General features: G+C 48.1%; 11 protein-coding genes. All 11 read right to left on the reverse strand.

Annotated elements, in window-relative coordinates; translation table 11 throughout:
• Window position 1 precedes the first annotated feature (1 nt).
• The 11 genes from WH37_RS24630 to WH37_RS24680 all read right to left on the reverse strand — a co-directional run bounded on the left by WH37_RS24630 (window position 2) and on the right by WH37_RS24680 (window position 13,015).
• Entirely contained in the window at window positions 2-1,138 is a 1,137-nt protein-coding gene (locus WH37_RS24630) for a glycosyltransferase family 4 protein (protein WP_046233298.1), read from the reverse strand.
• Between the two features lies 1 nt (window position 1,139).
• Entirely contained in the window at window positions 1,140-2,462 is a 1,323-nt protein-coding gene (locus WH37_RS24635; RefSeq protein ID WP_046233299.1) for an O-antigen ligase family protein, read from the reverse strand.
• A 60-nt stretch (window positions 2,463-2,522) separates the two neighbouring features.
• Window positions 2,523-3,953: an oligosaccharide flippase family protein gene (locus tag WH37_RS24640; RefSeq protein WP_052737188.1), complete on the reverse strand. Its 1,431-nt coding sequence runs from the start codon at window positions 3,951-3,953 to the stop codon at window positions 2,523-2,525.
• Between the two features lie 4 nt (window positions 3,954-3,957).
• Window positions 3,958-5,196 (reverse strand): hypothetical protein, encoded by a 1,239-nt coding sequence (locus tag WH37_RS24645; RefSeq protein ID WP_046233300.1) that lies wholly within the window; start codon window positions 5,194-5,196, stop codon window positions 3,958-3,960.
• A 68-nt stretch (window positions 5,197-5,264) separates the two neighbouring features.
• Window positions 5,265-6,272: a GDP-mannose 4,6-dehydratase gene (gene gmd, locus WH37_RS24650; protein WP_046233378.1), complete on the reverse strand. Its 1,008-nt coding sequence runs from the start codon at window positions 6,270-6,272 to the stop codon at window positions 5,265-5,267.
• Between the two features lie 213 nt (window positions 6,273-6,485).
• Window positions 6,486-7,424 carry a GDP-L-fucose synthase family protein gene (locus tag WH37_RS24655; protein WP_046233301.1) on the reverse strand — a complete coding sequence of 313 codons (939 nt, stop codon included), beginning with the start codon at window positions 7,422-7,424 and terminating at the stop codon, window positions 6,486-6,488.
• Window positions 7,425-7,678: 254 nt separating this feature from the next.
• Complete coding sequence (locus WH37_RS24660) at window positions 7,679-8,368, reverse strand: sugar transferase (protein ID WP_082110991.1); 690 nt, start codon at window positions 8,366-8,368, stop codon at window positions 7,679-7,681.
• Window positions 8,369-8,535: 167 nt separating this feature from the next.
• Window positions 8,536-9,423, reverse strand: coding sequence for a UTP--glucose-1-phosphate uridylyltransferase GalU (gene galU, locus WH37_RS24665; protein WP_046233302.1), 888 nt, complete (start codon window positions 9,421-9,423; stop codon window positions 8,536-8,538).
• Between the two features lie 280 nt (window positions 9,424-9,703).
• On the reverse strand, window positions 9,704-10,396 hold the full coding sequence (locus WH37_RS24670) for a CpsD/CapB family tyrosine-protein kinase (RefSeq protein ID WP_046233303.1): 693 nt from the start codon (window positions 10,394-10,396) through the stop codon (window positions 9,704-9,706).
• A complete protein-coding gene (locus WH37_RS24675; protein WP_046233304.1) occupies window positions 10,377-11,129 on the reverse strand; it encodes a YveK family protein in 753 nt (250 codons plus the stop codon). Before WH37_RS24675 ends, WH37_RS24670 begins: the two co-directional genes overlap by 20 nt.
• Before the next feature lie 689 nt (window positions 11,130-11,818).
• Entirely contained in the window at window positions 11,819-13,015 is a 1,197-nt protein-coding gene (locus tag WH37_RS24680; RefSeq protein WP_046233305.1) for a GNAT family N-acetyltransferase, read from the reverse strand.
• Window positions 13,016-13,176 lie beyond the last annotated feature (161 nt).

Genomic DNA, 13,176 nt, shown 5'->3' on the forward strand with positions numbered 1-13,176 from the left:
GCTATCCCTCCGTTGACAAAGCCCGGTTTACGGCTGATGATACCGCTCTGGCATAATAATTCGGGTGCATTTTGCGCCACAGCCCAAACTTCAGCTTCCAGCTCGACTGAATATACCGTTTGTTCGCAAACACCCAGTCCATCGATTCCTTTAAGTTTTGTGGATCAAGCGGATCAATAATGAGACCATTTTGCCTATCGACGATAATGTCCTTCGTTGCTCCCGCGTATTTGGACGCCAGCACAAACGTATTCGTGCTTAACGCCTCGTTGACGACAAGCCCCCACACCTCGATTAGGGAAGGAAAAATCAGGCAATCTGCTTCTATCAAATACCCAATCAGTTCATCCTTCTGCTTATAGCCTTCGAAGCTGATCTGCTCCGCCAGCCCATACTGCTCCACACGTGCCTTAAGCTTCTGCTCATCCGGGCCCGAGCCGACAATGGTCAGCTGCCAGGCCGCATCGCTATGCGTTTGCTGGATGGCGTCAATAATTTGCGCGAGCCCTTTGCGTTCAATCAACTGTCCGATGAAAAGCAGCTTGATCGGCCCCTCATCGCTGCGCAGCTTGCTCTGCTTATGCTCGGTATATTTTTTATGGAAAAATCGAATGTCCACCGTATTGTAGCCAATAACGATTTTATCCTTGCTGACGCCATAATACTCCAGGCATTCCGCTGACTGTGTACCGTATGTAATAAAGGAATCCGTTAGCTTGAAAAACACTCTGCGCACCGTGTTCACCAGTTTATTCTGTACCCGGCTGCTTTCCAGCGTGCTGCCCCACCAGACGATGAATTTCTTCCGGAACAGCTTGCTGTAAAACAACGCAGACCAATAGCCAGGCGAATCGTAGCCGGAGGTGATGACGACATCGGGATTATGCTTCATCAGCCGCAGAAAAATGCCGGGATTAAGATGAACACCCATATCCAGCTTTTGAATAAAAGCATGGACGCCCGGCAAACATTTGTACGCATATTCGATTTCGCCATAATCAATATTCCACTTGCGATTCTGCTCCTTCTCCTCCAAATACCAGACCGTCAGGCTCGTATTGTCATCACGGTGCAGCTTATTTAATACGGGTATGCGATATGGCGCAATTGTATTGGTTAGAAGCAGTACCTTGTTCATATCAATCTCCCTTTTCCTGAAGTACAGCTGGATTTATGGCACGCAGGTTTAGGCCCAAATTTCTGTTCAAGCCTAGATTCTTGTTCAAACTATTATTCGAACTTGTTGGCAACGCTAGAGCTGACTGTTGATCTGGTGCAGCACATAAGCCTGCACTTTTTCTTGTAGACTTCACAATTCTGCTATAGGTAAAATACGCTGCTAAAAAAACGAAAAAATATTTATTTTCCGTGTAACTCCAGCTGAATTGCAAGCTCCATAAATTCAGCATCAATAGCGAGACCAAAATAATTTTCGTATAATCGGCCGCTACCCAAATCGTCTTAATAAAATCAATAATAAACAGCGCGACCATCACTACCAAAATGAGGAACAGCACACCCCCATTTTCACCAAGCACATCAATAAATATATTGTGAGAGGACACAACAGGCGTAACGCCGTTAATGCCCGCCCCCAGCAGTGGATTATCGTAAAAAGAATCCATATACAGGTCTTGGATAAAATAACGCCTCATCCCCGACCGGTCATCATCTCCAGCTGAATTCATCAGGCGATCGTAGAAATAATCAAATTGGTTTTTAACGAAAGGCAGCTGCGACAGCAGCACAACCGAAAAACTCAGCGTAACGAGCAGCTTGAGCTTTAGTTTGCGTAAGATTAGCGGCAGCAGCATAACGAGCGTAAGCAGCAGCGCCACAAGCGGCCCACGTGAAGCACTTATTATGATGCACATCAAGCTCGCAGAAATAATAATAATCGCCAGCAGGCTGTTTATTTTTTGCTGCAAGAGCTGAATAAAAGCAAGCAGCAGCACGACAACCCCCGTCATCGCCATCGGCAGCGGATGCACATTAAAGAAGGCATAACGTCCGAGAGGCGCACCCGACAGCACGAAGTCAATGATGATATACAACTCAACCCCGAACCAGCTGTACAAAATATAGGTCAGCAGCTTGTCGATATCTTCCTTCGTCTGCATCACAATTCGGGAGATGAGCATCAGCCCGACACTAAACAAAATAAATCGCGACATTTTGCCAATTGCAAACACGGTGTATTCCGAATACAGCACGCTTATGAGGACTACCGCGCTCCAGAACAACGTAATAAAGTCGCTTTTCACAAAATGGATAGGTGTATGATGGAACACGACCTTAAAAAAACAAATGATATACAGCGCAATGTAGCTTAGCAGCGTAATATCCATAACGGGTGAGACTGTCCCCGACCCGCCTTTAATAATGTTGGTGACGGGCAGAAGTGCAATCAGGAAGATGGCGATATTGAAGCTGCCGGCGCTTTTAATCAGGCTGTTTTGCATAAGCGCACCTCTATTGTTTGAGTTAATATGAATCCTCGAAGAAGAAGTCAAAGTAGAAGCTTAAGCGCCTAAAGCAAGCTGTTTTTTCTCCGGTTCAGCGCCTTTGAGACTTTTGGCTATCGTAATTACAAGCGCAGCATAAATAAGCGTTGAAGCAATTAAAAGGCCAATTCCCCCCGCCCATACATGCAATGCGTAGAAAACAAGCAGCACAGCAATAGGGAAAATGGTTTTTTTGAAGTCTTGCTTGCGCGGCGCCACTTTCAACGTCATAAAGGAATATACTAGCAGCACAAGCGTCGTGACCAGCGTGCCAATCAGACTTGCGGCGATTAGTCCATATACTTGAAAATAAATGACGCCAACTATGGCGAGCGGCACATAAATGACCAGCTGTACGTATGAGGTTAAGGTGACGATTCTCGGCTTGCCTACTGCGCGAAGCAGAACAACGGCGACATTCATGACGCCTGCAAGGCTGGCTGTTACAAGCATAAGCCCTAGAAGCGGAGCAATATCCAGCCACTCCTTACCAAGCAGCAGCTCAACGAGCCATTCCACATTCAAATAAAAATACGCAGACGTTACAGCCGAAAAAGAAAGGATAAGCAGCAGCATTTGCATAAACTGCACCTTCAGCTGGCTATGATCCTCCCGATTAAGCTTGGAAAGCACCGGGAAAAAATATTGCCCGAGCGCATAAGACGCATCGCTGATGCTCATTTGGCTGAGCTTCTGCGACGTCTGATACAGTCCGAGCATCGTCGTTCCCAGAAAGCGGGAGGCAATGACCTTATCCAATTGATAAAGCACAAGTGTCGAAATGCTGTTCGCCCAAATCCATTTGCCATATTTGCGAATATCGGCGATGCTGCCCATATCGCGGCTCAGCTTCGGCTTATCCTTGAACCATACGAAGGATGCCGTGCAGCGGAACAGCTGGGCGATAAGCTGGCCGGCAATGACGCCGATTGGCGAATTCAGTACAACGACGAGCATTACGGATAAGCTTAAATCGAGCATAATCGTAATCAGCTGCAAAATGCCCGTAGAGCGAAAATCCTTATGGCGCATTCGCTCATACCATTTAATGCTGACCGCATTGGTTGCGAGCGGAACGCCCGCTGCCAGCAGAAGCAAGGACGTTGCCCGCCCCTCGCCGAACAGCTGCGCAATATAAGGAGCGGTAACGAGCAGTACGAGGCTGATGCCTATGCCTCTCGCCAGCATCATCGTCCAAAGCGCATTTTTCTGCTCATTGTTCAAGTCTTCTTTCCTCTGAATGATGCCTTCCATGACGCCAAGCTGCGTAAGCAGCTCAATAATCGAAAGGCTTACGAGCGCAATACTGACCAGACCCATCTCGGCTGGGCCGAGCATGCGGGCGATAATGAGAAACTTGACGCCCGTCAGCACCTTCGTCACGAACTGCTGGAGAATGACCCAGAACGGGTGGTCCTTCGCTTGCAAGATTTGCTTTATTTTGCCCATAAGCCTACCCATTCCTACTCATCATAATGTCTTCCTTCATTTGATCGTGATAATGTGCGAAGCCGGAAATTTGGCTGGAAATGATTTTGCCCAGTACCTTGATTTTCGTCTCCAATGGCAGAAAACGGTACATATACGCCGAAATGCGGTTATCCTCTTCCGTGAACAAAATATCCTGGGCGAAATTGCCCCATTTGTCCGCTGGCATTAAATTAACAACCATGCCGCCAAGCGCGGAGGGCAGCAGCATATTGGAACCATGCACCCCGACAATGACCGCGCTGGATGCGTAAATCTCGCAAGCCTTCAGCTCTGCTTCCAGATTAAATTTGCTCACACGGCAATCATCAATCCAATCTGGGAAAGCGAAGGAGCGGCCGAGGCCGACTACGCTGAACTTGACGTCCTTCTCCTGCTTTCTAATCTTGCTAAAAAGCTTGACGATTTTGTTGCGCTGCGACCAAATAATCGGCTTAAGCAGCATGCGCAGCAGCTTATAGCGCTTCGCTGCTTTAATCAAATAAGGATTATCGAGCCACACCCGATCCTCACGCCAAATAAATGTAATCCGCGTCGGCCCAGGCTGGGACTCCTCCATCTGGAATGGACGCATTTTCGTAAACTGCTCAATATTGAACCGGCTCGGATGCGAATACGCTCTGCTGACGAAAACCTGCTCAAAACGCTCGCATTGCGCTGAAATTTGCTCATCCAGCTGTGGATAGAACCGCTGCGCCTTGGAGAGCGGCACATTGACCGTCCACACCTCCGCCGCATAATCCGGTACCATCCATTTCATAAACGACTGGACGAGGACGACAATGCCAACTTCCGGATTTTCGGTGCGCTCACGTTCAGCGTTCAGCAGCTTGAGCAGGGAATGACCGTAAAGAAAGTCGATGCAGTTAATGATGACCACTTCGCGGCAAGCCTCTCTTATCTCTACCTCAAGCCTGACCTGTTCATCAGCAGTTGGATGCTGGAGGCTATGCAGCAGCGGATTGCCGAGCCAGCCTTTGGACGCCTCATGGCCGCTAAGCGTGTACGACGCCCGGTCAATTAAATAAGGATAGGTCGTCGCATGACCGACTTTCAAATCCTCTACGTATTCGCCGCCGCAGGACGGACAGCACGCTTCAACGCATACATGAATGCCCTGCCACAGCACTCGTTCATTGTCTAGAACAACGCCACAGTGCCGGCAATTGCCTTCATGCTCGATTACCGGTTTAATTTTAATCATCGCTCACTCCAGCTTTCTTCAAAAATAAAGAGCGGCAGATTTGCTCTGCCACCCTGTTCTGCTTTTTATTAAACGCCTGCTCCTGCCGCCCCAATTAAGCTGTTGTTGTAGGCTGTTTCTGCTCTAACCCGTTTCAAATCCTCATCCACCATCATATGAATCAACTGCTGGAAACCAACCTCCAGCTTCCAGCCGAGCTTCTCTTTCGCTTTCGTGCAATCACCCAGCAGCAAATCCACTTCTGCCGGACGCACAAATTCAGGATCGATGACCACATAGTTGCTGTAATCAAGCCCTACATAGGAGAACGCAACCTCCAGCAGCTCGCGAACCGTGTGCATTTCACCCGTCGAAATGACGAAATCATCCGCTTCATCCTGCTGGAGCATCAGCCACATCGCTTTAATATAATCGCCTGCGAAGCCCCAATCGCGCAGCGCATCCAGATTGCCCATGCGCAGCTCATTTTGCACACCGAGCTTAATGCGGGCAACCGCGTCCGTTACTTTGCGCGTTACGAACTCAAGGCCGCGCCGAGGCGATTCATGGTTGAACAAAATGCCCGAGCAAGCGAACATATTGAAGCTTTCGCGGTAGTTGACCGTAATCCAGTGGCCGTATACTTTGGCTACGCCATATGGACTGCGCGGATAAAAAGGTGTCGTTTCCTTTTGCGGCGTCTCCTGCACTTTTCCATACATTTCGCTGCTGGATGCTTGATAGAAACGCGCTTCCGGCTTAACGATGCGAACGGCTTCCAGCATATTGGTGACGGCAAGCGCCGTCAGCTGCGCGGTTGCCAGCGGCTGTGGCCAGGAAGCTGCTACGAACGATTGAGCCGCCAAATTATATACCTCATCCGGATCAGAGATGCGTACCGCTTCGATCAAGGAAGCGAGATCCGTCAAATCGCCGGAAATCCACTCGATTTGATTTTTAATGTGAGCGACATTTTCATAGTTTGGCGTGCTTGTTCTTCTTCTCATGCCATACACCTTATAGCCTTTTTCCAGCAAAAATTCTGCCAAATACGATCCGTCCTGCCCCGTTACACCTGTTACTAGCGCTCTCTTCATTTTCATTCCTCCAAAGGGATTATTGTATACTGTGATGGGAAACGGTCTGCGCTGCGTGAAAAGGACCTGCTTCCGATCGCCATTGCCCTTGAATTTCTCTGAATCTACCATCAAACGGTAGAAATTCAAGGACAAAAACGAACACTCCGTTTCTCCAGCAGACCCTTTTCACTCCGCTACGACAATTCATCACATGTGTCTAATTTTTAAATTTTAGTGGTTTACTAAAGCTTCCTTCTGATAGGCCGCATATACCGAGCGCAGACCTTCTTCCAGCGTAATGCTGGATTTCCAGCCGAGCCTGTTCAGCTTCGACACATCAACCAGCTTGCGCGGCGTTCCGTCAGCAACGGAGGTGTTGAATGTAATTTCCCCTTCATACCCCACGATAGAACCGATAAGCTCTGCAAGCTCTTTAATCGAAATATCTTCACCGACGCCAATATTGACGATGTCATTGCCTTCATAGTGCCGCATTAAGTAGATGCAGGCATCCGCCAAATCATCGGAATGAAGAAACTCGCGCTTCGGATTGCCGGAGCCCCATACTTCTACCGAAGGCTGACCAGATTGCTTAGCTTCATGAAATTTACGAATAAGTGCGGGCAATACATGAGAAGTTTTTAGATCGAAGTTGTCGTTGGGCCCGTAGAGGTTGGTTGGCATTGCTGAAATGTAGGTTGTACCGTATTGCCGGTTATACGATTGGCACATTTGAATGCCAGCGATTTTAGCAATCGCATACGGAGCGTTCGTCGGCTCCAGCTCGCCTGTCAGCAAATATTCCTCTTTCAGCGGCTGCGGAGCAAATTTGGGATAAATGCAGGTTGAGCCGAGGAATAACAGCTTGCCTACACGCGTCTGATAAGCGGCATCTATGACATTCGTTTGAATAAGCAAATTATCGCGGATAAAGTCGGCTGGGTAATCATTGTTCGCAACGATGCCGCCCACTTTAGCCGCAGCGAGAAACACATAATCGAAAGCCTCCTGCTGGAAAAAAGCGAGCACATCATCCTTTTTGCGCAAATCCAGCTCCGCGCTTGTTCGGTAGATGAGATTTTGATAGCCTTGCTCGTGAAGCGCTCTGACGATTGCCGATCCCACAAGCCCACGGTGGCCCGCCACATAAATTTTAGCTCCTAGTTCCATCTCTTTATTCCTCTCCCTTTTTAACAGGCTGTGCTTTTAAAGCCTTTTATCATTAAAAAGAAGGTTGAAAAAGACGTAGTGGAGTAAAAGGTTTGGATTTGAGAAGCGATAGCGTTCGCCTTTGCTACTTATTTTAACCACTGAAAATTTAATCTGAAAAATAAGGAGCAACAGCGATCGAAAACCAAACCTTTTACGCAGCGAAGCATCTTTTTCATCATTCTTTTAAAAATAAAGCTTTCGACGCACCGCCCCTAATATGCATCCTTCGATCCGAACATCACCTTAACGGTCAGCAAAATAATTTTAATATCGAAAATAATGCTTCTTTGCTTAATATATTGGAGGTCAAGCTCCACCATTTCATGAAAATTCAGTTCATTGCGGCCGCTCACCTGCCATAGTCCCGTGCAGCCAGGCGTTACGCGCAGGCGCAGCTTGTCGTAGCTGCTGTAGCTTTCAACCTCCCGCGGCAGCGGTGGACGGGGACCAACGAGCGACATATCGCCGCGCAGCACGTTCCAAAACTGCGGCAGCTCATCAATGCTCGTTTTCCGTATGAAACGGCCGATTTTTGTAATGCGCGGGTCTTCCTTCATTTTGAACATGGCGCCCTCTACTTCATTTTTGCTAAGCAAATCCTCCAGCATGTCTTCGGCATTGGAAACCATGGAGCGGAATTTGTACATTTTAAACGTCCGCTCATTACGTCCAACCCTCGTCTGGTAAAAGAAGATTTTGCCGCGCGGGTCCTCCAGCTTGATGAGAACAGCCACGAGAATAAGAACCGGCGATAATATCATAATGCCTGTAGCTGCCCCGATAATATCCACTGCCCGCTTTGCCATTAAATAGAGGCGTAGCGACTTTCTTTTTTCATAGCTTGCATTAAAACCGCCTTCCAATACGGCCCTGGCATCATTGCGCTGCGGGGATGGGGGCATTCGCAATCACCTCAATTAAATAGTAGAATAACGATTTCAATACTCCAAGGTGAAACGGCTGTCGCCGTCCTCTGGCGGCGCGCGGCGTTTCAGTCCGAGAAATATAGAGAAAGTATGACGAAATCATATACTTTCTCTATATTTGGAAAAACAGCAAGTGTGCTGCGCTAGTTTGCTTTAATCAGCTGCTCTCTAACCAAAATGTCCTCAAGGACGGATAGCAGCTGGCCGCGAAGCTCTTGATTTTGCAAGGCGAAATCGAGCGTCGTTTTGATAAAGCCGAGCTTTTCGCCCACATCGTACCGAATGCCTTCGAAATCATAAGCAAATACGCCCTGATGCTCATTCAGCTTCTGAATAGCGTCGGTGAGCTGGATTTCGCCGCTGACGCCCTCTTCCTGCTTTTCCAGAAAGCCAAATATTTCAGGGGTTAATATGTATCGCCCCATAATGGCCAAATTCGATGGCGCCTGGCCTTTCGCCGGCTTTTCCACGAAATGGTTCACCTCATAGAGCCGATCAAATTTTTCTAAAATGTCTACGATGCCGTAACGATCCGTCTGATCATCCGCCACCGTCTGGACGCCAATAACCGATTTTTGCGTCTTTTCATATTGCTCAATCAGCTGCTTAACGCAAGGAACTTCCGCCTGGACAATATCATCTCCAAGCAGTACCGCAAACGGCTCATTGCCGATAAAATTACGCGCGCACCATACGGCGTGGCCAAGTCCCTTCGCTTCCTTTTGCCGGATATAATGGATATCTACATTGGAGGAGCGCCTGACTTCATCCAGCAGGTCGAACTTGCCTTTGCTGAACAAGTTGTTCTCCAGCTCGAAGGCATGGTCAAAATGGTCTTCAATGGCCCGCTTGCCCTTGCCCGTTACAATAATGATGTCTTCAATGCCTGATGCCACCGCTTCTTCGACGATATACTGGATCGTTGGCTTATCCACAATAGGCAGCATTTCCTTCGGCATTGCTTTAGTCGCTGGCAGGAAACGTGTTCCGAGCCCTGCTGCAGGTATAATTGCTTTTTTGACCTTCTTCATCGTCCATCACCCTATCCTATTTATTCTTTATCTATGAATGCGATTCTTAGAAGTTAAAAATGCTAGTTATTGCCTCTTGCCTGCAGCAAAAGGCAATAACTATTATTTTTAACAGGGCATTTAACCCTTCCTCACATCACACCCTTGACAATAATGTCTAAGGTCGCTTAACCCACAGCGTGACCGAGTGCCTACCCTGATAAAGGTGTTATAGGCATGACCTGAGCTAGACAGCTCCGTAATTCGCTTCCTTTTTGAAAATCAAGCTATGGCATACAGCTTAAGATCTAACTGTTTCATAATATTGCAGCTGAATATCCTCGCTGTCCTTCGGATTGATTTTATTCATGACGACTCCGACAATTTGCGCCTGGACGCGATCGAGATTCGCCTTCATCTTTTTGACCATTTCCTTCTTCACCTTGCCTGCCAGCACAACCAGCACGACGCCATCGCAAAACGCGCTTACGATAAGGGCATCGGTTACAGCCAAAACCGGCGGGGTATCGAATAAAATAACGTCATAGTGATTTTTCCATTCCTGCACGAGCGCCTTCATCTTATTGGAGCCAAGCATCTCAGAAGGATTCGGGGGGATCGGGCCGGATGTAATGACCGATAAATGCTCGACCATCGTATCCATGACCGCCTCCTGCCACGAAAATTGATTAGAGATGACACTGCTGAGGCCGATGCGATTCGGCTTGTCGAACACCTGATGCAGCGACGGCTTTCGCATATCGGCATCAACCAGCAGCACCTTGCGTTCCTCTTGAGCAATCGTGACCGCCAGATTGGTGATCGTCGTCGTTTTGCCTTCATCCGGCTGCGAGGAAGCGATCATTAAAATTTGCTTGGGCGTATCGATTTCGGCATATTGAATGTTGGTTCGAAGCGTTCGGTAAACTTCCGAAATGGGAGAATTGGGATTCGTTAACGCTACTAAATTCGTCTCACTGGTTAATCGTCGCATGCTGCCCTTCACCTACCCCTTGGTTATTCAATACACGTTTGCGGGAAGGACGGACATCTTCCTTCGTCATCTTCGGTACGGAGGCAATGACGGGTATACCCAGCACCGCTTCAACCTCGGACTCCATCTTAAACGTGTCATCCAAATACTCAATCAGAAACACAAGTCCAATCGCCAGCATAAGCGCTGCAATAAAGCTGACCAGAATGACGAAAATGGGATTGTTGTTAATGGGATACGCAGCGGCATTTTCATTTGCCTTATCCAGGACTGTAACGTTGTCGACCTTCATAATGAGGGGAATTTGTTCCTTGAAGACAGTAGATACCGCATTGACCATTTGCGCGGCCCGTATATACGATTGATCTCGAATTAGCAAATCCATGACCTGTGAATTTTCGGCCGAGGAGACGGATATGCGCCCAGCTAGCTGTGCAGGTGTAATGTTCAGCTCGGGATAACGCTGCGTCACCAGACTGAGTATCGTCTCTGATTTTATAATGACCTTGTACGAGTTAATCATCATAATATTCGTTTGCAGCGTACCTACGCTTGGGGACAATTGGCCGTCAGGCAGGGCGGTTTGATTGACGAGCAGCCTGGCATGAGATTGATAGATAGGGGTAGTAAAAAAGAAGCTTTTTACCGCTGCTGCCAGACAGGCGATAAGAACAATGACCGCAACCAGCCCTATTTTTTTCCGGATGATTTTCATATATTGTTTCAACTCCACTTTTATCCCTCCACAGGCTATCCGTATTTCTGTGTCTATCTCGAAAAAGCTGAAACTTGTCTCTTAGAGTCGAGCCTTCTCAGTAGCTGACATAATGACGTCACTCATCCACCCTTTCGCTCTGCTATTCTTTTTTGATCTGACAAATACGGAGGCTTTTAGTGCCTTTTTTTCAAAGCGTCTTCCGCCTGTTGCCTGATACATTATGTATTTTTACAACCCTAACTTTACGATACAATACGTATCATGTCAATAGTTTTTTCACATATTTTCATAAAAATGCGTCAGAACGTAACTGAAAGCGCAATCCGAACAAAGATAACGTTTTCACTGAAAAACTCCGTATTATCTAGGAAAAACGGGCCTTTTTCATAAATTAAACTAACTTATATGCGGAAATTACGCATTTATTCCTGAAGGAGAGACGAGCAAATGCCCAAAGTATGGTGAGGTAGATTTATAGACAAAATTCGATACAATATGTATACAAAACTAGATAGAAGGTCCTGAGGCTAATGGCTTCGGCCAAAGTAGGTAGATGGCATGAAGCATGATGAATAAGAGGCTCCACTACATGAAAAGATTGGCTTCCGATCCGATCACCACTCGCATAACAAAGCAGGGCATGGGAACGAATAGCGTCCCATACCCTGCTTGCTGGCCTAACTATTGCAAATGCTGCAACCCGATCAAAAAAAGTCCATCAAAAACGTCTTATGCTGCGGAATTCGACGTTCTAACAGCCCAACTGCAGCCGAATCCCCCGTTATCCGTCCCGCTTCCGCAAGCCAGGAGGCTTTACGGCCTCCAAGGAGCAGCGCTGACAGAGTTTGGATATCTAGGGCCAGCTGAGGTGCAGCCTGCGCTTGCTTACTGCCCGACTGTTCTTCAGCAGCTTTCGTCAAACGTGCCGTCCCATCTGCGTCGAATGCTAACTGGAATAGGCCGTTGTTCCACTCGGCGTGCGTATCTGTAATCACAAGCTCCAATGCCTCTCCCTGCTCGCCAGCAGCGAAAGGATACTGGCTCACGAAAGCTTCCGCATCCACAATCCGCGTCATAAAATAAGACTGCAGCTCCTGCTTGATTCTCGGGTCTGGGAGCAGAAATGGCAATGGATCATCGCTTGCCACCGTCACGCTAACTTCATCCAGCATCGAGTCGTGGTTGCTAATGAAGGTCCAAATGGCAGTGCGAGCTTCCTCTGTTGGTACAGCTAACTCGTGAATCGTCATTTTACGATTTTCGATTTGATAGCTCACATATCCAGCTGCCTCATCGTCTGCATTATAATATACGGCTGCATGGCCGGGCTTGCTGAGTACCCGCTGAGACCACCACTCGGACGTTCTAACAAGCGTTCCCGTATACCGCGATGCAAACTTGGCGTACACCTGATCCAGCAGCGCACTATCCGCCTCTGCCAGCCGTTCGATTCGGCCGCTTGTCGCTTTCCGCAGAGGAAGCTGGCCCGCTGCAATCGTATACGCCTTGCGCTCCACCGTCATCTCCCAGCCGAATTTCCGATAGAAGGCAAAAGCAAACGGATGCAGCATGCTTACCGTCTGTCCTGCGCCCTTCATTAGTTCAAGCGACCGTTTCAATAACTCGCTTACACAGCCGAGCCTTCTCGCCTCCGGCCATGTCGCAACTCCCGCGAGCCCGCCCATAGCAAATGGCTTGCCCTGCACCCAAATTTCAAGCGGCAGCAAAGTAAGCGCCGAAAGCAGCTGCCCGTGCTCATCGAATGCGCCAAGCTCCTGCTCCGGGCGGAATTTTTGCTCATCCTGCTCCTGCTGGCTCGGTGCAAGTTTAAATTGAAAAGCATACTCGGACAGCTTCAATCTTTCTTCAAAATGTTTGGCTTCCAGTGCTCTGATCTCCATCCCCAATAGCCTCCTCGTTTTCCCCTTTTTCTCTATTCCTCAGCTTCCAAGCGTATCTCGTCCATCTGCTTCTATCATACCTTAGGGAGCGGGCTCTCAGCAAAAGAAAAGCCGCCAGATCATGAACCATGACCGGCGGCTTTCACCAATAAAATAACACA

It is taken from the genome of Paenibacillus algorifonticola, from assembly GCF_000971975.1.
Taxonomy (GTDB): domain Bacteria; phylum Bacillota; class Bacilli; order Paenibacillales; family Paenibacillaceae; genus Pristimantibacillus; species Pristimantibacillus algorifonticola.